At 34.2% G+C, this 25,520-nt stretch carries 21 protein-coding genes; 10 read left to right on the top strand and 11 right to left on the bottom strand.

What is annotated here, in order from left to right:
* The first annotated feature begins 155 nt into the window (after positions 1-155).
* The 7 genes from AS161_RS05445 (at position 156) to AS161_RS05475 (ending at position 11,135) form a co-directional block, all read left to right on the top strand.
* The gene (locus AS161_RS05445) at positions 156-1,361 is read left to right on the top strand and encodes an inorganic phosphate transporter (RefSeq protein ID WP_164542066.1); all 1,206 of its coding nucleotides are present in this window, start codon (positions 156-158) and stop codon (positions 1,359-1,361) included.
* A 147-nt stretch (positions 1,362-1,508) separates the two neighbouring features.
* Positions 1,509-2,489, top strand: a complete 981-nt coding sequence (locus AS161_RS05450; protein ID WP_011993675.1) for a 2-hydroxyacid dehydrogenase — start codon at positions 1,509-1,511, stop codon at positions 2,487-2,489.
* 24 nt (positions 2,490-2,513) lie between these two features.
* Complete coding sequence (locus AS161_RS05455) at positions 2,514-4,199, top strand: NFACT RNA binding domain-containing protein (RefSeq protein ID WP_164542067.1); 1,686 nt, start codon at positions 2,514-2,516, stop codon at positions 4,197-4,199.
* Positions 4,200-4,234: 35 nt separating this feature from the next.
* Complete coding sequence (gene uvrB / locus AS161_RS05460; RefSeq protein ID WP_164542068.1) at positions 4,235-6,220, top strand: excinuclease ABC subunit UvrB; 1,986 nt, start codon at positions 4,235-4,237, stop codon at positions 6,218-6,220.
* Positions 6,221-6,259: 39 nt separating this feature from the next.
* Positions 6,260-8,140 (top strand): glycoside hydrolase family 20 zincin-like fold domain-containing protein, encoded by a 1,881-nt coding sequence (locus tag AS161_RS05465; RefSeq protein ID WP_164542069.1) that lies wholly within the window; start codon positions 6,260-6,262, stop codon positions 8,138-8,140.
* The gene (locus AS161_RS05470) at positions 8,137-9,684 is read left to right on the top strand and encodes an iron ABC transporter permease (RefSeq protein WP_011993671.1); all 1,548 of its coding nucleotides are present in this window, start codon (positions 8,137-8,139) and stop codon (positions 9,682-9,684) included. Before AS161_RS05465 ends, AS161_RS05470 begins: the two co-directional genes overlap by 4 nt.
* The gene (locus tag AS161_RS05475; protein ID WP_164542070.1) at positions 9,684-11,135 is read left to right on the top strand and encodes a phospho-sugar mutase; all 1,452 of its coding nucleotides are present in this window, start codon (positions 9,684-9,686) and stop codon (positions 11,133-11,135) included. The genes AS161_RS05470 and AS161_RS05475 overlap by 1 nt, the downstream gene beginning before the upstream one ends.
* Before the next feature lie 662 nt (positions 11,136-11,797).
* Here AS161_RS05475 and AS161_RS05480 read toward each other — a convergent pair.
* Entirely contained in the window at positions 11,798-12,676 is an 879-nt protein-coding gene (locus tag AS161_RS05480) for a PhzF family phenazine biosynthesis protein (protein ID WP_164542071.1), read from the bottom strand.
* A 146-nt stretch (positions 12,677-12,822) separates the two neighbouring features.
* On the opposite strand from AS161_RS05480, the gene AS161_RS05485 reads away from it, so the two are divergent.
* The 3 genes from AS161_RS05485 to AS161_RS05495 all read left to right on the top strand — a co-directional run bounded on the left by AS161_RS05485 (position 12,823) and on the right by AS161_RS05495 (position 15,491).
* Positions 12,823-13,602 carry a metallophosphoesterase family protein gene (locus tag AS161_RS05485; RefSeq protein ID WP_164542072.1) on the top strand — a complete coding sequence of 260 codons (780 nt, stop codon included), beginning with the start codon at positions 12,823-12,825 and terminating at the stop codon, positions 13,600-13,602.
* 39 nt (positions 13,603-13,641) lie between these two features.
* A complete protein-coding gene (locus AS161_RS05490; protein ID WP_164542073.1) occupies positions 13,642-14,493 on the top strand; it encodes an NAD(P)/FAD-dependent oxidoreductase in 852 nt (283 codons plus the stop codon).
* A 98-nt stretch (positions 14,494-14,591) separates the two neighbouring features.
* On the top strand, positions 14,592-15,491 hold the full coding sequence (locus AS161_RS05495) for a radical SAM protein (protein WP_238374621.1): 900 nt from the start codon (positions 14,592-14,594) through the stop codon (positions 15,489-15,491).
* A gap of 10 nt (positions 15,492-15,501) precedes the next feature.
* On the opposite strand, the gene AS161_RS05500 is transcribed toward AS161_RS05495, so the two are convergent.
* The 10 genes from AS161_RS05500 to AS161_RS05545 form a co-directional block, all read right to left on the bottom strand.
* The gene (locus AS161_RS05500; protein WP_164542074.1) at positions 15,502-16,062 is read right to left on the bottom strand and encodes an isochorismatase family protein; all 561 of its coding nucleotides are present in this window, start codon (positions 16,060-16,062) and stop codon (positions 15,502-15,504) included.
* Between the two features lie 24 nt (positions 16,063-16,086).
* On the bottom strand, positions 16,087-16,425 hold the full coding sequence (locus tag AS161_RS05505; RefSeq protein ID WP_164542075.1) for a hypothetical protein: 339 nt from the start codon (positions 16,423-16,425) through the stop codon (positions 16,087-16,089).
* Position 16,426: 1 nt separating this feature from the next.
* On the bottom strand, positions 16,427-17,686 hold the full coding sequence (locus tag AS161_RS05510; RefSeq protein WP_164542076.1) for a DUF1576 domain-containing protein: 1,260 nt from the start codon (positions 17,684-17,686) through the stop codon (positions 16,427-16,429).
* Between the two features lie 137 nt (positions 17,687-17,823).
* On the bottom strand, positions 17,824-18,534 hold the full coding sequence (locus AS161_RS05515; protein ID WP_011993662.1) for a queuosine precursor transporter: 711 nt from the start codon (positions 18,532-18,534) through the stop codon (positions 17,824-17,826).
* A gap of 41 nt (positions 18,535-18,575) precedes the next feature.
* A complete protein-coding gene (locus tag AS161_RS05520) occupies positions 18,576-18,911 on the bottom strand; it encodes an STAS domain-containing protein (protein ID WP_164542077.1) in 336 nt (111 codons plus the stop codon).
* 38 nt (positions 18,912-18,949) lie between these two features.
* On the bottom strand, positions 18,950-20,308 hold the full coding sequence (locus AS161_RS05525) for an SLC13 family permease (RefSeq protein ID WP_011993661.1): 1,359 nt from the start codon (positions 20,306-20,308) through the stop codon (positions 18,950-18,952).
* Between the two features lie 34 nt (positions 20,309-20,342).
* On the bottom strand, positions 20,343-21,290 hold the full coding sequence (locus tag AS161_RS05530) for a SufD family Fe-S cluster assembly protein (protein WP_011993660.1): 948 nt from the start codon (positions 21,288-21,290) through the stop codon (positions 20,343-20,345).
* Position 21,291: 1 nt separating this feature from the next.
* Entirely contained in the window at positions 21,292-22,023 is a 732-nt protein-coding gene (locus AS161_RS05535) for an ABC transporter ATP-binding protein (RefSeq protein ID WP_011993659.1), read from the bottom strand.
* A gap of 21 nt (positions 22,024-22,044) precedes the next feature.
* Positions 22,045-22,830 (bottom strand): 2-phosphosulfolactate phosphatase, encoded by a 786-nt coding sequence (locus AS161_RS05540; RefSeq protein WP_164542078.1) that lies wholly within the window; start codon positions 22,828-22,830, stop codon positions 22,045-22,047.
* Positions 22,831-22,943: 113 nt separating this feature from the next.
* Positions 22,944-25,496: an EAL domain-containing protein gene (locus AS161_RS05545; protein ID WP_164542079.1), complete on the bottom strand. Its 2,553-nt coding sequence runs from the start codon at positions 25,494-25,496 to the stop codon at positions 22,944-22,946.
* Between the last annotated feature and the right edge of the window lie 24 nt (positions 25,497-25,520).

Genomic DNA, 25,520 nt, shown 5'->3' on the forward strand with positions numbered 1-25,520 from the left:
GCTGTACTCTAGTTAGGCAATCTTATTTAAGAGAACAAAGTCTCAAGGAGGGGCAACCTGAAACTATTTTACCAGAGGTGTTAAAAAATATGCATTCAATTTTCAAAGACCAATTTTAATTTTTACCGAACTTATTATACGAGGAGGATTAGGATATGATAACACTATTTGCAATTTTGATAGGTATGTTTATGGCATTTGCGATTGGTGCAAATGATGTAGCTAACGGTATGGCTACAGCCGTTGGTGCAAAGGCCATAACTCCAAAGCAAGCAGCATTGCTGGCTTCCTTTTTAGAATTTCTGGGAGCTGTTATGTTTGGAGCTGCCGTTACTAAGACAATAGCCAGTGGTATCGTATCTATTGAGCATATCCAAAATCCAAATTATGTTATTTACGGTGCGATTTCTGCTTTACTTGCGGCTGGAATTTGGGTAATGTTTGCGACTGTTTATGGAATGCCTGTTTCTACAACTCACTCTATTATAGGTGGAATGATTGGATTTGGTTTGGTGAGTGGTGGTTTTAAGGTTGTTTACTGGTCTAAATTGCTGAAAATCGTTCTTTCTTGGGTTATATCTCCTGTTGTTGGCGGTATTTTAGCATATCTTGTTTTCAAAATACTTACAGTTACAATCTTACACAGACCCAACCCACTTACCGCCGCTAAGAAAGTTGCTCCTGTTATGATTGGTTTTACGTTCTTCCTTATTTCCTTCCTTTTTACATTCAAAACGTTGAAAAAAACATATGCATATTCCGCGATAGTTGGGCTTATTTTAGGATTCATTGCATGGATTGTTTCTTATTTTCTTACTATTAGATATGTAAAAAGAAATAGCAACGATTACGACGCAGTTGAGTCAATATTTAAAAGGGTTCAAGTACTTACTTCTGCTTACGTTTGTTTTTCACACGGTGCGAATGATGTTGCAAATGCAGTAGGTCCAATAGCGCTCATATTTATGATCAAACAAACCGGAGTAACGAATTTTTCAAGCGTTGAGATACCAAAGTATATATTGTTTATCGGAGGGCTTGGAATCGCTCTTGGAGTTTTACTGTATGGGTACAAAGTTATGCAAACGATAGGTCATGATATAACCGAACTTAATAATACAAGGGGATTTTCAATAGACTTTGGTACAGCCACAACGGTGCTTCTTTCGTCTATATTTGGTTTTCCGATAAGTACAACTCATACGGTAGTTGGTGCAGTTACTGGCGTTGGTTTGGCAAGGGGTATAGAAGTAGTTAACACAGAAGTGCTTAAAGATATACTGATATCCTGGCTTATAACAATTCCATTTTCTGCAGGTGTTAGTGCGATAATATATCTTGCGTTGACAACGTTCTTTTAATGTCTAATGAGTCTTTAGTCCATCTAACGATAAAGATAGTGAACGTAGGTTGTAAATATACAACCTACGTTTTTTTTACAGTGTTGGTTAGTTTAATTGTGGTATAATTTTATTAGAATAGTCTAAATTATTAGGAGGAGAGTTAATATGACCGTACTTTTTCTGACCAAATTAATTGATTATTTTAAATTGAAAATTGAAGAGTTGAAATCTGAATTTCCAAACGATGATTTCGCTATTCCAGCAGATAGAATGGAAGCTGAGCAGTTTATTCCGATAGCTGATGTAATTGTAACTGGTGGATTAAGTGAAAGTCAGTTGAATAAAGCTGAGCGTTTGAAATATATTATTGTTCCATGGGCCGGAGTTAATGGCTTACCTATAGAAGCAATTAAAAAGAGAAATATTGTTGTTTCAAATAACCATGGGAATGGAAAGATTGTTGCAGAACGCGCTGTTGCACTTGCTTTAGCTGTTATGGGAAGGGTCGTGGAGTACCATAACGATTTGTCAAAGGGTATATGGCATGGATACGAAGCAGGCTCAAAGAAGGAAGATTTTTGGTATTCAATCCAAGGGAAAAAGGTTTCAATTCTTGGGTTGGGAACCATTGGAAGGAGTATAGCTAAATTGCTTTCTGGATTTGATTGCGAAATAATGGGGTACAAAAGGAGTATCGAATCTGTAGATTATGTTCAACACATTACCACAGATATCGATGAAGCTATAAGGTTTGGCGAAGTTATCTTTGTTGCTTTGCCACTTACGAAATCAACTTATGGAATTATAGATAAAGAACGATTGTATTCAATGCGTGGTAAATTTCTTATAAACGTTGGGAGAGGTCAACTGATTGATGAAGAAGGACTTTATTTTGCACTGAAAGAAAATATTTTAGCCGGCGCAGGTATAGATACGTGGTATCTTTATCCAAATGTTGATCATGCTGTTCAATTACCTTCTAAATATCCAATTCATACTCTTAGAAATGTTGTCATTTCTCCACACGTTGGTGGATTTACAATAGAAGGGCAGACTGGCAGGATAGACGAAACGATAGAAAATCTGAGGTTAATTCTCTCGGGAAAAGCTCCGAAAAATATCGTTGATTTGGATTTAGAATATTGATGTGAACGTGAAAGGAGCACTTTCATGCCGTACGATGGATTTGTGATGATGGTAACGGTTGAGCAAATAGCAAAGAAAATTATTGGGTTTAATTTGAGAAATATCTATTTATCTAAGCATACTTTATATTTCTCATTTGATAATGGAGATTTAAAGGTATCCCTTAATCCGAATTTTTCGTATATATCATTTGTGAATCATTTTGTCGAAGATCCGGAAAAAAATAATTTTGTCGAATTTTTACGCAGTAGGATAAGGGGAGCGAAGGTTGTTAATTTTTCGAATATTCAATATGAGAGAACGGCTGTTTTGGAATTGAAGAAGATTGACGAAATTGGTGTTGTTCACAACTATGCTTTGTATTTTGATATTATGGGTAAGCACTCCAACGCGATAATTGTTGAGAATTCGGAGATACTTGAAACGTTCAAAAGAGTCCAAACGAAGTTTAGAAATATATTCCCCGGTGAAAAGTTCGTTTTGTATCCTTCAGATAAGCTGACAATAGACGAACTGGATTCATTTGATAGGTTGAAAGATATTTTTGAAGATTTTCATGATAAGAAGAAAAACCTTGTCGAGTTTATATACACCAAATTCCAAGGTTTTTCGAAAGTCACAGCAGAAGAGGTTTTGTATAGATCTGAACTCGATAACAAGAGTTTATCAGAAGTTTCTCTTGAGGACTTGAAAAGAGTATATGAAATATTGATAAGTGTAAAGGAAGAATTAAAAGAAGGAACGTTAAGACTGTACTACGAAGATGAAAAACCTAAGGATATTTCCGTGATACGTCTCCACCAGTACAGAGATGAGAAAAAATGTTCTGATTTTGTGAAATGTGTGAACGAATATTTTGAGTATGTTGAAGTTAAGGATAAAATTACTGAAAAACGAAATCAACTTATAAGTGTTGTGAAAAGCAAAATAGACCATTATGAGAATTTACTCTCTGGACTTGAGAAAGAACTTGAAGAATCCAAAGATGCTGATAAATACAGAAAATATGGTGAGCTTATTAAGGCTTACAGTTACCAGATAAATTGTGGTGAAGAAATGGCGAGTCTTTACGATTGGGAAAGTGATAGCCATGTTTCTGTACCGCTGGAGAAGAATTTATCACCTATCGAAAATAGTGTTAAATATTTCAATTTGTATTCAAAGTTGAAAAGGAAAGCAAAAGGGATAGAGGAAAGAAAAGAAATTCTATCTAAAGAACTCTCTTACCTTCAGCAGTTGCAATTGACTATAGAAAATGCTGAGGGGTTGGAGGAATTATTTGAAATAGAAGATGAAATGGTCGAAAATGGTTTGATTAAGAAGAAAGTTGATAAAAAAGGTAAGAAAAAAAGTGAACAGGTTTCTGAGCCTAGAAAGTATGTTTATAACGGTTTTACGATATTGGTTGGTAAGAATAACAGACAAAACGACGAACTTGTTGTAAGGTCAAGTGATAATGATATATGGTTACATGTACAAGGTATGCCTGGAGCCCATGTGGTGATAAAAACAAATGGGAAGAGCGTTGATGAAGATACATTGCGTTACGCTGCGCGATTGGCGGCTACATACAGTAAAGGAAGGTATTCAAGTAATGTGCCAGTTGACTATACCTATATAAAGTATGTCAAAAAGGTGAAGGGTTTAAAACCAGGATTGGTGCTTTATTCGAATTTCAAGACGTTGTTCGTTGATCCTATTGAAAGATGATGTTTTAAACTCTAAGAGGAGGCATAAAGTATAAGATGCCATACGAACTTGTAAGTGATTATGAACCGATGGGGGATCAGCCTCAGGCGATAGAAAGTCTTGTAAATGGTTTGAATAAAGGCTATCGTTTTCAAACACTCCTTGGTGTTACGGGGAGTGGTAAGACGTTTACGATGGCGAATGTTATAAAGGAAGCTAATAGACCTGTTTTAATAATCTCACCAAATAAGACTTTAGCAGCACAACTTTATTCGGAGTTTAAGGCGTTCTTCCCGAATAATAAAGTGGAGTTTTTCATAAGCTATTATGATTATTATCAACCTGAGGCGTATGTGCCCACAAAGGATTTGTACATAGAGAAAAGTGCGGATATAAACGATGTTATAGCGCGTATGCGTATGAGTGCTATAAAATCTATAATGACGCGCAGGGATGTTATCGTTGTTGCAAGTGTCTCTGCGATATACGCATGTGGTGACCCACGTGATTTTGATACGCTCAATATAAAGCTCGAGGTTGGGCAGAGGATAAATCTGTCTGAATTTGTCAAGAAGTTAGTTAAGATAGGTTACGAAAGAAAGGAAGATATAGGTTTAACTGGAAGTTTCAGGCTCCGTGGTGATACGCTGGAAATATTCCCGTCTTATCAAGACGAAGGGATAAGGATAGAGTTATTCGGTGATGAAATTGATAGGATGTACACATTTGATAGGATGAATAGAGATGTTATAGAACGACTTGATAGATTAACTATATATCCAACAAAGGAGTACGTTACAACTGAGGAAAAAATAGAGAGAGCAGTTAAGAGTATTCGCGCAGAATTGGATGAACAGGTTAAGAAGTTAAGAAGTGAAGGTAAGGAGTTGGAAGCACAAAGGCTTTGGCAGAGAACAATGAATGATATAGAATTGCTTACTACACTCGGTTATTGTACCGGCATAGAGAATTATTCAAGACACTTTGATGGCAGACAACCTGGAGAGCCTCCTTATTCACTCCTTGATTATTACGACGAAGATTTCATAGTGTTTATAGATGAGTCGCATATCACTATTCCACAACTCAGAGCGATGTACCATGGTGAGATGTCAAGGAAGAAAAGCCTTGTAGAATATGGCTTTAGGCTGCCTTGCGCTTACGATAACAGGCCGTTGAAGTTCGATGAGTTTATGCAGAAAGTTAATCAGGTTATATTCGTTTCTGCAACGCCCGGACCTTACGAACTTGAGGTTTCAGAGCAAGTTGTTGAACAGATAATCAGACCAACTGGTTTAATAGATCCACAAGTTGAGGTAAGACCAACGAGGTATCAAGTTGATGATTTAGTAAACGAGATTGTACAAGTCAAAAAACGTGGTGAGAAAGCGTTAGTCACTGTACTTACGAAGAAAACAGCTGAGATGTTGGCTGAATACCTTGTAGAATTCAACATCAGGGCGTTGTATTTGCATTCGGAATTAGATGCGATTAAACGTGTGGAGGTTTTGAAAAAACTAAGGGCTGGAGAAATAGATGTTGTTGTGGGTGTCAACTTGCTCAGGGAAGGTCTTGATTTGCCTGAAGTGTCTTTGGTGGCAATATTGGATGCGGATACTGAAGGTTTTTTGAGAAGTGAGACTACGTTGATACAGATAATCGGAAGAACCGCAAGAAATGAAAATGGAAAGGTTATTATGTACGCCGATAGGATAACACCAGCTATGCAACGTGCTATTGATGAGACGAACAGAAGAAGGAAAATACAAATGGAGTACAACGAAAAGCATGGAATAAAGCCAAAAACGATTATAAAACCACTGATGGAAGACATATTTGCACCGTTTAGAGACAAAGAAGAGGAAATGTACAAAGTGTACGAGGACTCTATTTTACAAATGAAAGAGAGTTTATCTTTGGAAGAATACGCTGCTTTGCTTGAAGAGGAGATGTACAAAGCTGCCTCTGAATTGCGTTATGAAGATGCCGCAAGGTTGCGTGATGAGCTTTTCAAAATAAAAGAGGAACTTAATAGGAATTAGTGCCCATTTTTCGTTTTTAATAATCATGGGGGGATATTTATGAGGAAAGTTAATGGATATGATTTTGAAATTTACCTTATTCCGTTTCCAAAAAAGTTGGAAGTTAAAGATGGAACTTTTTTATTAAGCTCAAATCGGTGGGTTTTTTCTGAGAGTGTAGATATTGGAACGAGTTTAGTGAATTTCTTAGAGAAAGAAGGTATTTCGTATAGATTTGGTCGTTACAAAAGTCCCAATCTATACTATGGCGATATTTTCATTGGTGTTAATCCATACGTTGTACCGCACAAAGAAGGGTACAAATTATTCATGGATGATTATATAACTATTCTTGGTCACGACGAAAGGGGTTTATTTTACGGTGTTCAGACGTTAAAGCAGTTGATTAGACAATTTGGCAAAAAAATACCGAAACTTTTTATAGAAGATTATCCTGATTTTCCAAACAGGGGAATAATGATAGATATCAGTCGCGATAGAGTACCAAAATTGGATACTTTGAAGTATATTATTGATAAACTCTCTGAGCTAAAAATAAACCAGGTTCAATTGTATATGGAGCATACGTTTGCGTATAAAGAGCATGAAGAGGTTTGGAAAGATTATTCCCCACTAACACATGAAGAGATAATTGAACTTGATAAATATTGTAAACAAAGGTATGTTGAGCTTGTGCCAAATCAGAACACATTTGGTCATATGAGTAAGTGGCTCGTGCATGAGAAATATAAGCATCTTGCGGAATCTCCGGAAGGATATGAAACACCTTGGGGTGGACGCTACGAATACCCATTTTCACTTTCTCCAGCTGTACCTGAATCGGAAAAATTTGTTGAGGAGATTCTCGATGAACTATTGCCTCTGTTTTCGAGTGAGCAAGTTAATGTAGGGTGCGATGAAACGTTCGATCTTGGAGTTGGTAAATCGAAAGAACTTTGCGAGAAATATGGGAAAGGTAAGGTTTATTTTGATTTTCTGATGAAGATTTACAACATTGCGAAAAAGCACAAAAAGTCCGTGATGTTCTGGGGAGATATCATAGAAAATCACCCGGAATTTATCAAATATCTTCCAAAGGATATGATACCTATGATTTGGGGATATGAGGCAGATCATCCATACGAAGAAAAATGTGGTTTGTACGCTGACAGTGGTCTTTCGTTTTACGTTTGCCCTGGTACTTCTACTTGGAATACTTTTGTTGGAAGAGCCGATAATGCAGTGGTAAATATAAAGAACGCAATTTTCAATGGTAAAAAATACGGTGCGATAGGTGTACTCACTACCGATTGGGGTGATAACGGTCACGTACAGCATTTACCTTTCTCATGGATCGGTTTTTCTTACAGCGCGGAAATGAGTTGGAATGTTTCAGAAGTTAATATCGATAAATTTTTAAAAGCTTTGGATATCAATATTTTTGAAGTTAATCCTGATGAATATCCTATTGCGGAATTAATTTACAAACTTGGAATAGTTCACAATAAGCTCTTTTATACGCCCAACGGTACACCTTTCTTTTACGCGTTCTTGTATCCCGAAAGAAACGGGAATTATAAATTAGAACTCGAAAAAATCAAAGAAGTTGAAAATGATGTGCTTTCATTAAGAAAAGAAATTCAAAAGTTTAGGAGTGATGAAGATAGTAAACTATCATTCGTTGTTGACCAAATTTTGAATAATATAGATTTTGCATTGCTGGGGCTTAAAGTTATGAAGTTTTTGAGTATATACAAAGACATTCAAGCGGTTCCAGAGAATGAATGGATGGAATTTGAGGATGAATTTAATAAAGTTATCGAGTCTTACAGAAGAATATGGTTGGTTCAAAATAGACCTGGTGGTCTTGAGCAGAGTATCTATAAACTTTCGAGGATTCTAAGAGTCAGACGTGGTGACCTTCGGGGGTTGATTTTTTGAGGAAGGTAGAGTCAAAAATATACGAGCTAATCCCTATTTTTTACATTATATTTGCGTTAATTATACCTTTTTCGTTCAATCTTTACTTTTCAAATGGATTAAGCTTACAAGCCCTTATCGATAACCTATCGAAGATAAAATTCACGATATACCAAGCCTTTTTATCATCGCTTTTGACAATGTTGCTTGGTCTTCCCGGAGCTTATTTAGTTGGAAGAACAAAGATAAATCCGGTTATAAAGCGTATTTTTAAAGTTATGTCGAGTATCCCTTTTGTATTACCAGGTATAACAATGGCTATTGGCTTTTTTCTAACATTTGGGAAAAGTGGTATATACACACGTTTGCTTAGGTTGTTTGGTCTGGATTTGCAAATTCTCTATACATTCTCTGCGATTTTGCTTGGGCATGTTTTTTACAACTTTCCATTGTTTATAAGAATTGTTGGCGATGCCTGGGAGAATATAGATGGGTATATTATAGAGGCCGCAAAGATAGATGGCGCAGGTAAGTGGGAAATATTTAAAAAGATTGAATTGCATTTGTTGATGCCTTCGATTTTAAGGGCATTTTTTCTGACTTATATATATACCTTCACGAGTTTTTCCGTTGTGCTTATCTTAGGGGGGATTAAGTATTCAACTATAGAAGTGGCAATATACATGTACTCACGTATTACGTTTGATTTCAAAGCCGCTTCAACATTGATGGTTTTCCAATTGCTGTTCATTTCAATAATAGGTTACGTACTTTCTATAAAAAGGGAGACTTACGAAAAAAATTACCATAAGCATTTGGAAAGATTTCCAAAGTGGGGTTATGTGTTTTTTGTGGTTTCAACTTTGTTGATATTTGTGCCTTTAATTTATTCCGCATTATCCGGATTTTTGGATTATTACGGGCGATTCTCACTAAAAAACTTTGAGTTTTTCAAAAATGAGAATTTAGAATATTTAGTTGGTGCCACGGTTAAGGATATTATCTTTTACACAATTTTAATTTCTACAAGTGCGTCTGTAATTAGTTTGGTAATAAGTACGATAGCGGGTTATTATTCATCACGTGGTAAGAAAATAACATATCTTATTTTAATTCCTGCGGCTATGTCTTCTGTAACGATAGCGTTTTCGTATGTGTTGATAAATATTCCTACACTTTTGAAAATAATCCTCACGCACTCTTTAATTACCCTTCCCATATCTTTTGGGATTATAGAATCGGGGTGGAGGAGTATACCCAATTCTATTATCGATGCTGCACGTGTTGATGGAGCTGGGAGATTCAAAACTATTGTAAAGATAGCAATCCCACTTTTAAAGGGATTTTTATTTACAGCTTTCATTTATTCGTTTACAATATCTGTGGGAGAGACGTCTGGTACATTAACCTTAGCGGAACCACCTATTATGACATTCTCTGCAGTGGTTTTCAGACTTATGAGTTCGCGTAACACAGAGATAGCGATGGTACTCAATACATTTTATTTTATATTTGTCGTATCTTTGTTCTTAATAAACGAAGCCACGAAAAAGGAGGAATTTTGATGATTCTTTTCGGTACCGGTGGAATTAGAGGAATTATGCGTGAAGGGGAATTCGATGAAAAAACTGTAGCTGTTGCGTCAAAAGGTGTAGCGAATTATATGAAGATGAACAACTTACACAAAGTTCTTATAGCCTACGATACAAGAAACAACTCTGAAAAGTTTGCGAAGATTGCTGCTTCTGTTTTTTCTGGCGAAGGTCTTGATGCTTATTTATTCTCAGAACCTGTTCCAACTCCCGTGCTTTCATATGGTGTGAGAAAATTGAAGATGGATATGGGAATTGTTATCACCGCAAGTCACAATCCACCGGAATATAATGGTTACAAGGTTTACACATCAAACGGTGTGCAAGCTATACCAGAGGTTACCGATGTTTTGGCTAAGTTAGTAGAGAATGCCTGGAATGAGCCTATAAATGCTGTTGAAAAATATAACTTTGTATCTCATGATATGTTAGATGAATACGTTCAAGATGTTGCAAGGTTAATCGGTGAAAGATTGGATGGATTGAAAGTAGTTTATTCTCCATTACATGGTACGGGTGCAAGATTTGTCCCACAACTTTTAAGATTACTTGGTGCAGAGGTTATTGAAGTGAAAGAGCAGATGGAACACAATGGTAATTTTCCAACCGTTAAGACGCCAAATCCAGAAGATGACAGGGCACTTGAACTTCTAAGAGAGTACATGGTGAAATTCAAAGTGGATTTAGGAATAGCAACAGACCCTGACGCGGATAGAGTTGGTGTGGTATTTAAGAACGTTAGATTAACTGGAAATAATGTCGGAGTACTTTTAAGCGATAATTTGATAGATGAATACAGAAAAAGTGGCAAGAACAATGGAATGCTTGTAAAAACCATAGTAAGTACAAATATGGTTGTACCAATGTGTAAGGAAAATGGTATAAAGCTCTTTGAAGTACCTACCGGCTTTAAGTTCATCGGTGATTTGGTTGAAAAAAGAAAAGACCTTGATTTTGTAATCGGTTTTGAGGAGAGCTGTGGTTATTTGACTGGGGATTTAGCGAGAGACAAAGACGCTGTACTTGCATCTGGACTTGTTGCAAGGGTTGCCAAAAAAGTTGATCTACTTGAGAGATTGAAAGAGCTTTACGGTAAGTATGGGTATTATTTTGAAAAGTTACTAAACTTCGAGCTTGGCTCTGTTGAAAAGTCATATGCAGTGTATGAAAAGATGAAATCATTTAGTATAGATGGTTTGAAAAATATCGTTGATTACTCAAAAGGGTTCGATGGTGTCATACCAAATGAAACGCTTAGGTTAGATTTTGATTATGGTATGATTTTTGTAAGGCCATCTGGTACAGAACCGAAGATGAAAGCCTATGTGATGGTAAAAGGAGAAAGCTCTGAAGATACAAAAGCGAAACTTGAAAAACTTTCGAATGAGATGATAGAGATAGTTAAAAAATTATCGCAAGAATAATCAAAAAATAAAACATGGCTTCAGATTGAATGAAGCCATGTTTTATTTTTTTCCTTAATTTTATTATTTTGTCCTATTTTTTCCTTTGTATTTTGCGTTGTATAACTTTTTATCGAAGCTGATATAAGTTCATCTATGTTAAATATGTTGGGATATTCTTCGATAGAGGCAACACCTATACTCATAGTAATTTTTATTTCTCTATAAAATTATTCACTTTCAATAATTTTTCTTATTCTCTCGGCTATTTCAACCGCTTGTTTCAAATTCGAAGCTTCTGCCAATATCAAAAATTCATCTTTCGTTAACGTTTTATTTTCAGCGTTTTATCTTCGTGCCCTGAATATAGATAATTTATATCAGAATATAAATTTTGAATTCTTCTATATTTTTTCTCTTTTTCTGTTAATTTTAACCATTTCTCACAATATCTAATGAACTAATGTGATGTAAAATTTCTTAAAATGTCTCTCAACAAAAATGAGATTAACTTATTTTTTGATAAATTAAAGCCTTTGCGTTATTTGTTTTCTCTCTATAAAGAGCGTATGTAACAAATATACCAAAAGCTATCGCAGAGAATACTATAATAGATATGGTAATGAGAAAAAATCTTTTTTAAGCTTTCCAAAAAATCATCCTCTTTTTAAGATAAATAAAATTTAAATCTTTAGATAACCTTCAACTATTAATTTTGCGTTCCCTCCTATATACGATTTGTATATTCCATCTTTCAACTTTATTTTTGCGAATATGTTTGACGTTCTGCCCATTGTTTCGCCTTGGATAATTTCGTATATCTTTTCAGGTTCAACAACGCCGTGTTTGTAAAGATAATATATCAATGCGCCGTTTGCCGTACCTGTTGCGGACTCTTCTGGTATACCGTAAAGCGGTGCAAAATCTCGGCAATTTGCAAGCGCTTTTTGTTCATCTAATGTAAATACATGGAAGCTTACTATATTGTTTATTCGGCAAAAATCTGAGATTTTTTCGAAATCTGGTGAAAGACTGTATAAAACTTGTTTTGTTTTAACTGGTATAATCAAATCCCACAAACCAGTTGTAACTGGTTTTGGTGATATGTTATACTTCGTATCTCCAATATCATTTGGATTTATTCCAAGTGCTTGAGCTATATATTCAATATCTTTATTTTCAAGCGCGTCACCCATGGCAGGCTCAGCTTGTTCCATCATTACTAAGTTATCAAAAATTTCTATCTCAAGTGTTCCTGCCCGCGATATCATTTTGTATGTTTTACCTGTTGATACGATTTTTTCTTCCCTAAGTACGGTAAATGTCGCTATAGTTGCGTGACCACATAAGTCGATCTCGGAAACAGGTGTGAAAAATAGCACAGTAAATTCATCACTATTTCCTTTTCTCTTAACAAAGGCTGTTTCAGAAAATCTTAATTCTTTAGCTAACAATTGCATTGTCTCTTTTGAAATCTGGTGATTATCGTCAAGCAAAACAACACCCGCAGGGTTACCTAAGAAAGGTTTATCTGTAAAGGCATCAGCAATATACAAATACATATAGTTTGGCCTCCTTTTTTAACCACAAATTTCCATTTTTATTCTATCACAAATATCCTAAAATTTCTTAATAATTTTGTGTTATAATACAAAATTGGACAAAAGCTATTTATGGTTCAAAAATATTTTTCTAAGGAGGTTTAAAGATGACGAGGTTAGCATTTATTTCAGACATACACTCCAATTTTGAAGCGCTTCAAAGTGTGTTAAATGATATTGAAAAAAGACAGATAGACAGAATATATTGTCTTGGTGACCTTGTGGGCTATGGTCCTAATCCAAATGAAGTTATTGGCTTGATAAAAGAAAAAAATATAGTAACTGTTATGGGAAATTACGATGATGCCGTTGGATACGAGAAAGAAAGTTGTGGGTGTTCGTACAACCCAGGAAGAGAAACCGAAGTTGGTGATGAATCTTTGAATTGGACTATAAAAGTTACAACTCCAGAGAATAAAGAATTTTTGAGGAATTTACCAAAAAGATTGTCAATCGAAGTTGAAGGTGTTAAAGTTTTGCTTGTTCATGGTAGCCCGCTTAATTATCTTCTCGAGTACGTTAAACCAACAACTAACGCAGAAAGACTGAAGATTCTTACAAAAGATGTTGAAGAGGATGTGATAATCAATGGACATACACATTTAATGATGGCCAAGCACGTTTTTGGAAAGACTGTACTGAACCCTGGAAGTGTCGGGCGAACAAAAGATGGTATACCGGGTGCTACTTATTTGATATTAAATATAGATAATGGAGTTTTTTGGTATGAGTTTATACATGTGAAATATGATGTAAAAAAGGTTGTAGAAGAAATCGTTAGAGTTGGATTACCAATAGAACTTGGAACAGTTTTGACTCTTGGCGGTACGTTTGATATGGGACCAGGTAAATTTGTTGGAAAAGAAGAAAAAAAGTTTCTAATTTGATTTTAATTAATTTTCTATAGAAGGTATTGTCAGGGAGCATTGTCAGTTAAAATGTTGGTAGCAGTTGTTGGTGGTGGACCTGCTGGAGTTTCTTGCGCTGCTTTTCTTAAAAGGTACAATGTAGATGTTGTTATTTACGAAAAAAGAACTATAGGTGGATTAATTGAAAATGCGTGGTTTGTCGAAAATTTTCCCTTGGTTGAACCTGCACCAGGGGAATTTTTAGTTGAAAAATTTAGAAATATAGTGAAAGAAAACAACATAGATATTGTTTACGATGAGATTTTTAAAATAACAAAGAGAGAAAATTATGGAAACGATGGGAAGATAAAATTGGTTGGGAAAAATAATGTTTATTTTTCCGATATAGTCGTAATTGCAACGGGAACTAAGCCGAAAAGAATTGAAAAATTCGAAATTTCTAATAGAATTGTGTATGAATTCCGAGATTTACCAAAGGACGCGAAAAATATCGCTTTTTATGGTGGTGGGGATGTTTCGTTTGATGGCGCTATCAAAAATGCTATGAGAGGTAATAGTTCCACCGTTTTTGTTAGGGGTAATAAAATAAAGGCTGTGCCAAAGCTTGTTAAGGAAGTTGAAAGATTAGGTATTCCAGTAAGAATAAATGATGAAATTTTGAATGTGGAAAGTAAAAATAGCATTGATGATAAAATTATTGTAGAGACTTCAAAAGGAAGATATACTTTCGACGCTTTACTTATAGCTATTGGAAGGCTTGAGAATAGACCTGAAATTGAGAATGTTGAAATTGGGAAAGAGGTTTATATAATTGGTGATGTTGCACATGTGGACTTTAGGCAATCTTCTATAGCCATAGGTGATGGAGTTAAATGTGCGATGGAAATATTAAAGAAGATAGAAATATGAAAAAATAAATGGAAGTTGGAGGTGTTTTGGTTTTGAAGGATTTAAAATACACGCAAGAACTTGAAATTATCGAAAAATACGGTAAAGAAGATATAGCGATGGTTTATTTGGGTAAGACTAGGCAAGGAGCTCTCGTGGAATTTGTTGAGTCAGTCCAACCACCGATTCCGAGAGATAAAAAATGGGTACTGATTGTTTCAACAATGGATGGTTGTCCCGTTGGTTGTAAAATGTGTGATGCTGGTGGGTACTATAAAAGAAGATTATCCAAAGAGGAAATTTTGGCTCAAATATTGTACTTGATTAGAAGTCGTTACGAGGATGAAGTTCCTGTCGAAAAGTTCAAAATTCAATTTGCTCGTGTAGGGGAACCTGCGTTGAATGACGAGGTTTTGAAGGTTTTAGATGAATTGCCTCAGATAATAGACGCACCAGGGCTTATGCCATCGATTAGTACTGTTGCGCCAATTGGAAGAAACGGATGGTTTGAGAGATTAATTGAAATAAAAGAAAAGCATTATCGTGGAAAGTTCCAGCTTCAGTTTTCTATTCACAGTACAGATGAAAAGCAAAGAGATGAGATAATTCCGGTAAAAAAATGGTCATTTAGAGAAATATCTGAATACGGTGAAAAATTTGTCACAACCGAAGATAGAAAGATTACATTGAACTTTGCCTTAGCGAAAGAAAACATTGCCGATGCACGTGTAATTATGAATTTCTTCAATCCGGAAAAATTCTTGATAAAAATTACTCCAGTGAATCCAACGTATCGTTCAATAGAAAACGGCCTTAATTCTGATGTAACTGGTGAGGGTTTGGTGCTAGAACATAGAGAATTCGTCGATAAGTTAAGAGAAAGTGGATACGATGTGATAATAAGTGTTGGTGAACTCGAGGAAAATAAGATAGGAAGTAACTGTGGTCAGTATGTGCAAAGGCACTTGAATGCGCAAAAGAAGTTGGAAGAAGCGTATACTTTCGTCAAAGAGGAGTAAACATATTATTCTAGAAATTTTTCAATATCTCCTCTTTATTTGATATTACAGCAAATCCATGTGCGAGATTTTTTAATGAAGCGTAATGATACCACTCATCCTTATCCCATAAGCAATCTTCAACCATAATAACTTCGTATCCCCGCACGAACGCACTTCGTGCGGTTGTTTCACAACATAAGTGTGTCATGACTCCCGTTATTATTAGTTGATCAACTTTAAGAGAATTTAATATTTCTTCAAGGGATGTTTTATAAAAGGCGTCGTAGTTATCTTTCTTTATGATGTGATTAAATTTATAGTCTTCAATCATCAGTTTTGCCCATTCGTCTTCCACAATATTTCCCCACCAGTTTTTCATGCGATTTGAGCCTCCAATGTGCAAAGTACCAATGATGGGAATTTTTCCCATCACACCTTCTATTAGTTCTTTTATATTTTCCAAAATTCTTTCTGATCCACGCAAATATGCTGGTGATGTCTTGTCGAAAAAGTAATTTTGTACGTCTACGACTAGCAAGGCGGGATTACTTAGAGAGAACTTGTGTTTTTCCTTTTCTATGAAAAACATTTCTTCACCTCTTTCACTTTCTCATTATTTCACTTTTTTGACAAAGAGCTCTATTTTTAGTTCTCCATCAGTGATTTCTGTGTCTATTTTACTTAAGTAAGGAGCAATTAAATAAATACCTTGGAGATTACCGATGTTTTCTCCGAGGGCGCTGTAATATTTTAACTCTGGATGGTCTTTTATTTTCTTCATCAATGCGATGTCTTTTTTGATATCTTCGTTAACATCGATATTAACTTCAATCAGCAAATGGAAGTCATTTTCAAGAGAAATAATTTCAGATGATACTATATGTCCACCTTTTTTTAGAAAATAGTACACTATATCACTTAATGTTATTACAATCATCTTTTCAATATCCATTTTAATCACTCCCCATTTTTACAAATCTTCTCAACTTTTCACCAATAGCTTCTTTTAATTTTTTCCAAGCATCTATTATAGCTAACAAGAACATAGCAACAAATCCTCCGGAAAAACCGTTATTGTAAAGGTTCATGCCAAGGTGCAAAAAGCCCAGATTCATAACAAGGGCGCTGTGCAAAAAACCCGCGATAATTCCCCAAATAATTCCAAATTCACCAGCTATAGGAGCCAAGGTTGTACCAAACAAAACTGCTAAGACCATTCCGGCGCTATTTATTGCCTGAGAATTAGTTAAAGCACCTATGATTGTCCCTAATATTACAGGGAATATGTTCTTAGGATGTTTTCCTAATGCTCCAAAACCAGCTAATGTCATTATTCCACCGATGGTTGGTCCATTTATGGGCGCTCCGATTAGAAGTACATAGGAAGTTCCTAATAAGCCAAGAATTCCAACGTTTATAAATGTTATCGCTTCATTTTCTAACAATACGAAATCAGTTAATAGCTTTCCAGAGTATTTAAAAACATTTTTGTATCCCGAAAAGCTCCAATTATTTAGTTTTAAACCATAAAGAAGTATTAAATAAAATAAAGAGTAAACGAAAATTGATAATAGTAATTGATTTTCTGTGTGCCAGTAATAACGTGGTTCAGGATGAAGCTCGTAAGCTTTCAATATCGAACCAAGAAACATGCCAAGAAAACCTGCTGTAAAACCTACGTTGTATAAATTATATCCTCTGTGTAGTGTCAAAGCAAAACTCGCAAGGGGTGGTAGGAGGAACCCTATCAAAATAGCAAATAATAATCCAATCCAGTTTAAATTAAGACAGTTTTTAAGAACCAGATGAGTTGTAATTGGCGCTAATGCTGTTCCAAAAAGTGCGACGTACAAGTAAGTTCTAATATTCTCGTTTGTCATAATTGTATATAGAAAAACGCCGATAACTATTGGCCAAACGTTAAAAATATTTTTTCCAAACAACGCAAAACCACCAATTGTCATAATAGCTGCAATTGAAACTCCTGAGGGATTTATTTTTAGTAACTTAAGGATACAAATAAAAGCGAACATAAGAAGTCCACTGTTTAAAAACGCTCCACCAATACCAGCTATCTCAAAATAATCCGTTATTAGATAGTCCGGAGAAATTATAATTATCTTAAGTTCTTCGAATATGTCGACATTACTTATTACAAGACCAAAGAGTACAAAAACAAGTGATATAGTGCACAAAAATTTGTAAACTATCAAGAGATATCAGCCCCCATTTTTATTTATTGTCGTTACCTTGAAGTCTTTAGTATTATACCAAATTTAAATAAAAAAACAGAGTCGAAGAAATCGACTCTGCTTAATGTTTTTTCTGTATTTGATTCAATATTTAATATTTAGTTAGACACAATTCCCATTTTTTGGTAATTTTCCGAATCTTTCTTTTCATCTTTTAAGAATTTAACACCTAAGTATACGATCCAGGTGTCTACGTAATCGAGGAAAAATTCGACGATTGTGGTTGTTATAAATATTTGGAAGTAGGTTTTTAAATCAACGAGTCCCAAAAAAGCAATTGTTACAAATATAAGATTGTCTGCGATTTGTCCTATCTTAGTGGCTGCATTATTTCTCATCCAAAGTTTTGTTCTCTTTCTCAAAGAGTCGTGTATCCAAACAGCGATGTAACCAGAAGAAATAAACGCAGTCCAACTTGCGATGGCTATTCTTGGCGTTACTGCAAAAACTTGCGATAAATAGCTTTGAGCAAAGTCGTTTTTCGATGGGGTGTAAATTGTGTAAACTAACCCGAGCATTATAAAGAGAAATTGAGCAAAGAATCCAACCCATACCGCTTTTCTTCCTTCAGATTGTCCATAAACTTCTGTAAGTATAGAATATATAACGAATGCCATACCCATGCTCATATTTGCTGCAGTTACTTCAAGACCAAACAAATTGAAAAGTTTTGCAACTCCAAGATTTGAAGCTATAATCAATGTAGATAAGACTACGTAAGCCCCTTCTTTTTTCATAAATCGCAAAGCAAGAAGTACTGCAATTCCTGAGAGTAAGTATTCAAGAGTTAAGACAAATAAGTTAAACATAGTATCCTCCTTTCTCAATGCTTTTATAATATAGTATAATATTATCTCATTTCTGACAAAGCTTCACTAATTGTATTATAAATCTTTAGTAACTTATCCATTCCTGTTATTTCAAACAATCTTTTTATATTTTCATTTGGTGATAAAATGCAAAGTCTTCCACCTGCGAGGATAACTCTTTTGTAAATTCCAATCAAAACACCAAGGGCAAAGCTATCTAAGCTTTTGATATTTGACATATCAAGTAATATTTTTACTATTTTTTTATCGAGAAACTCACTTATTATCCAATCTTTGAAATCCATCGAGTTGCTGATATTTAAATCTCCATTTAATTTTATCACAGATATGTCTCCATGCTTAGTGAAATCAAACATTGTATCACTCCAATCGTTATTAGCTTATTTATCATATTTCATAATTTAATTATTATAGTTACAATGTATATAGCCAAGCTTGTTGTGAGTAAAGTTAGCATAGATACTGAGAATGTTTCTTTCATAAATTTTTTATTGTTCATCTCTACGCCATAGAATTTTAGTATTCTTGACCACATAATTCCAGCAAGTGCGCCTATTAGTGTTATATTTCCACCTATATTTGACCCTAAAATTAAGCTCATTGCATAGTTCAAAGGTTTCTTCCACAACGCCTGGGCAAAGAATATCGTCATTGGTTGGTTAATCATAACATTTGCAGCAAATGCAGTTACATACGATGTAAAGATTGTGCCAATTAATTGATTTTTAAAATTGAAAAGTTGACCGACAAATTTTGTTATGCCAAATAGTGTGAATATATGAACAAATACGAAAAATGTTACAACCATCGGAAGCATTTTCCACGGTACTCTTTTTATTGTATCAACAAAAAAAGTGATATTATAATCAAATTTACCTATTTCAATTAGAAATTCATCTTTTTCTGATAGTACATCTGAAAAAGCAAGATTTAGAAGAACGTATATAGCTGTAAATATAGTTATCGATTTCCAAAGCTGAAGGTTTATTAAGTCGCCTATTGCTATTGTGAAAAAAAAGATAACAAATAGACCAGACGAAAGGAATGTATATCTTTTATCTTTTATAACAGCTTTCTCATCAAAATCAAGGTTAACATTTATTGTGCCAGGTAATTTTTCTCTGTATTTAAAGTAAAATCCTGCTACGGACGTTAAAATTGCGACCAAAGTTGGGAAGAACATTAACTTAGCGTAGTTGAAAAAAGTTAAAGAATATGCCTGTGCGACAATAACATTCGTTGGGTTTCCTATGTAAAAAAACATGCTCCATGTATTTGAAGTAAAGAAGATGGTAATTAGATACGGCAATGGATCGATATCAGCGTACTGACTTATGTAGATTACTATCGGTGTGAGTGTAAGTGTGACAATATCGTTAGATGTAAATACAGTCATTATTCCAGCTAAAAATAATAAGTTAAAAAAGAGTTTTTTCCCGTTATTTGAAAAACTTGCAAATTTGTAAGCGATGATTTTCAAAATCCCAGATGCATCAAGAGAACCACAGATGTAAGCAGAACCAAAGAAGATTATCAATATTTGCCACGGAACGATATTCATTTGTGGCATTATAGCTGATTTTATTGTTGTTAATGAAGCTATGCCAGAAGCAATCAAAAGCCCAAGAACACCAAGTGAAACTCGGGCGTAATCTAAGACTATTTTTTTATTTTTCAAAACAACTTCTGGTTCTTTGATAACAAGATAAACAGTTGCGAAAAATAAGTGAATTGTTATAATCGTTGCGATCAAGTTATCAACCTCGAATCATTTGAGATTGCATCAATTACATAAGTAATCCTTTAATTATCAGTTCAGTTGCCTCTTCTTCAGTGAGCCCTTTTGCCATAAGCGTTTCAAGTTGTTTTTGACTAACTCTTCCTATAGATGCCTCGTGTGTTAATTCAGCTAGGTCGTTTGTGATTTTTAAAACAGGTGTTGTTGAAACAGTTACTTTTTCTCCTTTCGTTATTTCCTCACAAGATATATGAGCTTTTGAATACGGCGCATTCCCATAAGCTTCATTTAGGACGTTTACTTTCGCCTCATCTAAACCAACAACGACGGTTTTTGCAAGTCCTCTTGAATGCTCACCGTTGAGGTAAACAATTTCGTTTATATTAACTTCATCATTACTAGAAGCTCTTACTTTTGACACAAGTTCTCCAACAGCGTTTTCTTTAAGTTCAAGGTTCATAAGGACGTTTAATTTTCCGACACGTGTTTTTGTAAGGTGGAAACTATTTTTATATACTCCACCTTTTTCAACTTTTGCATTTGTTGTGGTTTTAAGGGTGATGGTCCCAAGATCGCTGTGGTAATGTTCGTCGTTGTACTCCATTATTGCGCCTTCTTCAACGACTACGTTTGAAACAGCCTCGTGTGTAAAATCTTCTGCCTGTGGAAAAACACAGTGTGCTGTGAATTTTACCTTGGCGTTCTTTCTAACAATTATGTTAAATAGAACTTTTTGATAGCCTTTCTTTTCGATATATCCAGTACATACATGTATTGGGAAAGGCACTTCGGTATTTTCTTCTATTTCCATATCAACTTGTACGCCGTGTTCTATCTGTTTATGGATGAGTTTAACACCTGGTACATTGTTTAAACCGATTACTCTATCACCACTTATTATTATCGAGGCAATTCTTTTATCCATGAATTTTGAGGCGTCTGTTCCAAGCTTTTCAGCCGTTTTTACTATCGTTTCAAATTCTTTTTTTACATCCATTTTATTTCAACTCCCCTGGAATAGGAATATTTGGATGATTACATGCTTCACAACTGTTTCTAAATGCGGTTATAACATTATTTATTGGTCCGTGCATGAGGATTTTTCCAGAACATATAAGATACCCATAGTCAGTATTGTAAGCCATTTCCTCGCGGTGGGTTATTATTATAGGTGTCCCACCGTATTGTGCTATGTAATTAACTATATCATTTATTATGTTTAAGCTCATTAAATCGATACCAGAATCCGGTTCATCTAATATAACGTACTTTGGCTTAATAAGTAAAATAGATGCTAGCTCAACGCGTTTTCTTTCCCCACCACTTAACGTCTTATCGACGAATCTTTTTAAGTATATGTTCGGGTTTAATCCAACAAATTCCAAAGCTTCAATGATTTCTGATTTTTGTGCAGGCAATTTTCCACCTAATGTAAGATAGGTTTCTATAGTCATTCCATCGAATCTGGCTGGTTCTTGCCACATAAGTGTGATTCCAAGCTTCGCGCGTTCAGTTACTGATGAGTTTGTTATATCTTTCCCATCAAGAAGAATTCTTCCAGTCGTAGGCTTATAGCCATCAAGTCCCATTATTAAATAACCAATCGTACTCTTACCTGCACCGTTTGTACCTATCAAAGCGTATCTGTGACCTGGGATGAATTTTAGCGATATGTCTTTTAGTATCGTTTTTTCTTGAGTCTTGTACGATATATTCTCGAGTTCTAGCATATAGTCACCTCTTTATGTTTTCTATATTTTTGTTTTTATTATTTTTACTTTCAATAAATTCTGTGGTTGTCTAATTCCCTCACAAACTATACTTATTTTATCTATATTTTGGCAATAATCAACATCTTTTTGAAATCCTAGCTCTATTAATTTTTTTGCATGTTCACCTGTGAAATCTGGTTTTTTCAACGATTTCCAGAGATTATAAGCAATTTTTGCAGAATCTGATAAAGAATAATCCTTTTTGGATAAAAGTTTTTCTATTATAAATCCAGCAAGTTGTGTGTCTTCGTACGATACACTCCCATTGTTTCCCGCGCAAACAATTGCTATGTTGTTATACTTTGAAAGAATTTCTACAGTTGAAGAAACGTTTAAAAACGAAGCTATATAAACTTTATTTGAAATTTTGAAAGCTTTTAAAAATGCACGTGTGCCATTTGTTGTTGTAAGTATTAATGATTTATCTTTGACAATTTCGGAGGTAAATTCAAGTGGTGAATTTCCAAGCTCAAAGCCTTCCGGTTTTATTCCACCACGTTCACCACACAAGAGTAAATTTTTCTCATTAATTTTATTTTTGAATTCCAATGCTTCTTTAATTTCTTCAAACGGTATTATTTCCTTTGCACCGTTGTTTAGAGCTGTAACGATTGTTGATGTTGCTCTAAGAACATCTATAACTACCGAAACTTCAAAAAGGAAATTGGGAGGTAAAACCTCTCCATTTAATTCTTTGTGTGAAAAATAAACGCTGATTTGGTTATTGATTTTATAAGAATAGTTGGGAAAATTTGAAAGAAGCATGAAAACACCTCTTAGGTGATTTATTGGACTATTGAGCAAAACGTAATCAACTTTCTTACTAAATTATACTCTATAAACACCTAGAGGTGTTTTCTAATAGGTAGGATTTCGTGTTACTCTTTTGTTAATCTTTTCAAAAATTCATAGGTTGGAATTGGTTTGCCAAAGAAAAATCCTTGGAATAATTTGTATCCAATCATTGAAAGTATCTCAAGTTGTTTTTCGTTTTCGACTCCCTCTGGTATGGCTTCGAGTTGGAAAGCCTTAGCTATATTATATATAGCTTCCAGAAGCTTAATAGATTTTCTATCATTTGGTAGTCTAAAAACGAAAGATCTATCTATCTTTATCTTTTTAAGTGGTAGAAGTGCTAAATATGCCAAAGAAGAGTAACCTGTACCAAAGTCATCGATACATAATTCGAATCCATATTTTAGAAGTTTCTCTATATTGTTTTTTACGATATCGTTCATATCTATGAGTATATTTTCTGTTATCTCAATGACAATTTTTGATGGATCAATTTCATATGAACTTACTATATTAAAGAATCTTTCAGCCATTTTTTCATCTCTTAACTGTACTGGGCTAACATTTATATCTATAAACTTAAGTTCGTTGTTTTCCGAGAGAACTTCGCAGACCTGTCTTAATATTTCTTCGCCAACAGAAACTATCATGCCGTTTTCTTCAAGCAGTTGGATAAATTCTATAGGTGGTAGTACACTTCCATCTTTTTTAACCCATCTAAGGAGTGCTTCAGCTCCTACGATGGTTTTATCGTATTTACAAATTGGTTGTAGAAAAATTTTCAGTTCACGATTGTGGAAAGCCTCTCTTAAATCGCGTTCTTTTGTTGATTTTTCTTGAAGTTCATTGTCTATTAGGATATTGTAGAATATAATTTTATCTTTGGAAGATTTAGCACGTTTTAATGCAAGATTTGCTTTTCTCATAACCTCATCGGCATTATCAATAATAGAAAATACGTGCAATCCAGATGAAAATTTGAGTTCTATTACTTCTCCGTCGATATAGTATGGTTTAGAAATTTCATTGAATATTTTTGAAACTATGTTGTTTATAACTTCTCTTGCTTGTTGGTAATTCTTTCCTGCTTTTTCAATGATTATCCAAAATTCGTCAGCATAAGGCCGTGAAATTATGTCACCTTCTCTTAGAGAATTTTTAATCCTTAATGCTACTTGTCTCAGTATTTCATCACCAAATGCATGACTTTTCAATATGTTAATATGACTGAAGTTATCTATATCTATAAGTATTATTCCATGATAATCATCTGATAACGAAAATTCATTTAAACTCATAAGTCTTCTTAGGAAATATGACCTTGTGTACAAACCTGTTAAGATATCTTTTTGTAGAGTGTTTCGTACAATATTCAATGCTTCCTTTTCTGAAGTTATATCCGTGTAAAAAGCGTAAATCAAATCTTCGGTTTTATCATTATTTTTAATGTTGTTATTTTTTATTTTTGCGACAGTTAACCTTACTTCTAGCTTTTTTCCATCTTTTCTTTTTCTTATAGTTTCCACCCTAAGTGTTTTTTGATTTTTCACAAGATCTCTTAGTAACTTTGGTTCATTACTTAAATCTTCTGGAACAATTAGATTGTCAATAGTTTCTCCTATAACTTCGTCTTTGGAGTATCCAAACATTTCTAAAAATTGTCTGTTACACTTTAGTATCGTGCCATCTTCTTTTATTATCACTACCCCATCTGGTACATTGTCGAAAAGTGAATCAAATAGATTGCTCAATATATCAATTGAAGAGAAAGATTTATTACCACTTGTTATATCGTTTATTATAAGTACCTTACCTGCATTTGTCTCTTGCAATGAAAAACGATAAGTTTTTCCATTTTTTTCTATTAAATGATTGCTTGTTTTTGTTATTTTAATAATTTCTTCGTTTTTTTTACCGATTATTTCGTCTCTACTTAATCCTATGAATTTTAACCCAGCTTCGTTAATGTACAATACGTTGTCGTCTTCATCTAATAAGACAAAAATTGTATTTGCTTGTTCAATACTTTTAATCAAATTATCAATTGGGTGATCCGTTAACTTACGATTTATAATTATTGATTGAATAACAATCATTACAAATGAGAGGCTAATAGAAAGAACTGGATGATTTTTATAAAATATGAATATAAACACGTAGAAAAAGATACTTGCGAAGAAAATTGTTATAATATTGCTGTTAAGATATCTTATTCTAATATAATCCATGGATTTTTTTGTTGGGAAAAATGTTATATATATAATCAAAAGAGAGGCAAAAAGATAATAATTATATGGTATATTTTTGAATACTTTTGTAAATGTTAGAATAATGTATATAATAGGTATAGAGTAAGACAAAACGATCTTTCTAGGAATAATTTCTGAATGGAACTTCAAAATGAAAGTCGTGAATAAGACTGGTAAGAAAGCCAATATTCCGTTCTGGAATATTCCAAAAATTGATGAATTATTTTCTAATTTTAACAGTTCCAAAATAGAGAAAAGAACCAATGATAAATTCAATATTGGTATTGCTTTGCATGAATTACTAATCTTTTTATTTAAAGAATAAATAAAGTTAACAATGGATATAATTACCGAGAAATAAATGGAAAAAACAATGTAATTGTTCAAAAACAATCACCTCTTTGTTTTCTT

Origin of the sequence: Fervidobacterium sp. 2310opik-2 (genome assembly GCF_011057735.1) — a bacterium.
In the GTDB taxonomy this organism is placed as follows: Bacteria; Thermotogota; Thermotogae; order Thermotogales; family Fervidobacteriaceae; genus Fervidobacterium; species Fervidobacterium nodosum.

Excerpts from the sequence above, each read along its gene's own strand:
- AS161_RS05445 (WP_164542066.1), top strand. The coding sequence starts at position 156 with ATGATAACACTATTTGCAATTTTGATAGGTATGTTTATGGCATTTGCG.
- AS161_RS05450 (WP_011993675.1), top strand. The coding sequence starts at position 1,509 with ATGACCGTACTTTTTCTGACCAAATTAATTGATTATTTTAAATTGAAA.
- AS161_RS05455 (WP_164542067.1), top strand. The coding sequence starts at position 2,514 with ATGCCGTACGATGGATTTGTGATGATGGTAACGGTTGAGCAAATAGCA.
- uvrB (WP_164542068.1), top strand. The coding sequence starts at position 4,235 with ATGCCATACGAACTTGTAAGTGATTATGAACCGATGGGGGATCAGCCT.
- AS161_RS05465 (WP_164542069.1), top strand. The coding sequence starts at position 6,260 with ATGAGGAAAGTTAATGGATATGATTTTGAAATTTACCTTATTCCGTTT.
- AS161_RS05475 (WP_164542070.1), top strand. The coding sequence starts at position 9,684 with ATGATTCTTTTCGGTACCGGTGGAATTAGAGGAATTATGCGTGAAGGG.
- AS161_RS05480 (WP_164542071.1), bottom strand. The coding sequence starts at position 12,676 with ATGTATTTGTATATTGCTGATGCCTTTACAGATAAACCTTTCTTAGGT.
- AS161_RS05485 (WP_164542072.1), top strand. The coding sequence starts at position 12,823 with ATGACGAGGTTAGCATTTATTTCAGACATACACTCCAATTTTGAAGCG.
- AS161_RS05495 (WP_238374621.1), top strand. The coding sequence starts at position 14,592 with ATGGTTTATTTGGGTAAGACTAGGCAAGGAGCTCTCGTGGAATTTGTT.
- AS161_RS05500 (WP_164542074.1), bottom strand. The coding sequence starts at position 16,062 with ATGTTTTTCATAGAAAAGGAAAAACACAAGTTCTCTCTAAGTAATCCC.
- AS161_RS05505 (WP_164542075.1), bottom strand. The coding sequence starts at position 16,425 with ATGGATATTGAAAAGATGATTGTAATAACATTAAGTGATATAGTGTAC.
- AS161_RS05515 (WP_011993662.1), bottom strand. The coding sequence starts at position 18,534 with ATGTTTAACTTATTTGTCTTAACTCTTGAATACTTACTCTCAGGAATT.
- AS161_RS05520 (WP_164542077.1), bottom strand. The coding sequence starts at position 18,911 with ATGTTTGATTTCACTAAGCATGGAGACATATCTGTGATAAAATTAAAT.
- AS161_RS05530 (WP_011993660.1), bottom strand. The coding sequence starts at position 21,290 with ATGGATGTAAAAAAAGAATTTGAAACGATAGTAAAAACGGCTGAAAAG.
- AS161_RS05535 (WP_011993659.1), bottom strand. The coding sequence starts at position 22,023 with ATGCTAGAACTCGAGAATATATCGTACAAGACTCAAGAAAAAACGATA.
- AS161_RS05540 (WP_164542078.1), bottom strand. The coding sequence starts at position 22,830 with ATGCTTCTTTCAAATTTTCCCAACTATTCTTATAAAATCAATAACCAA.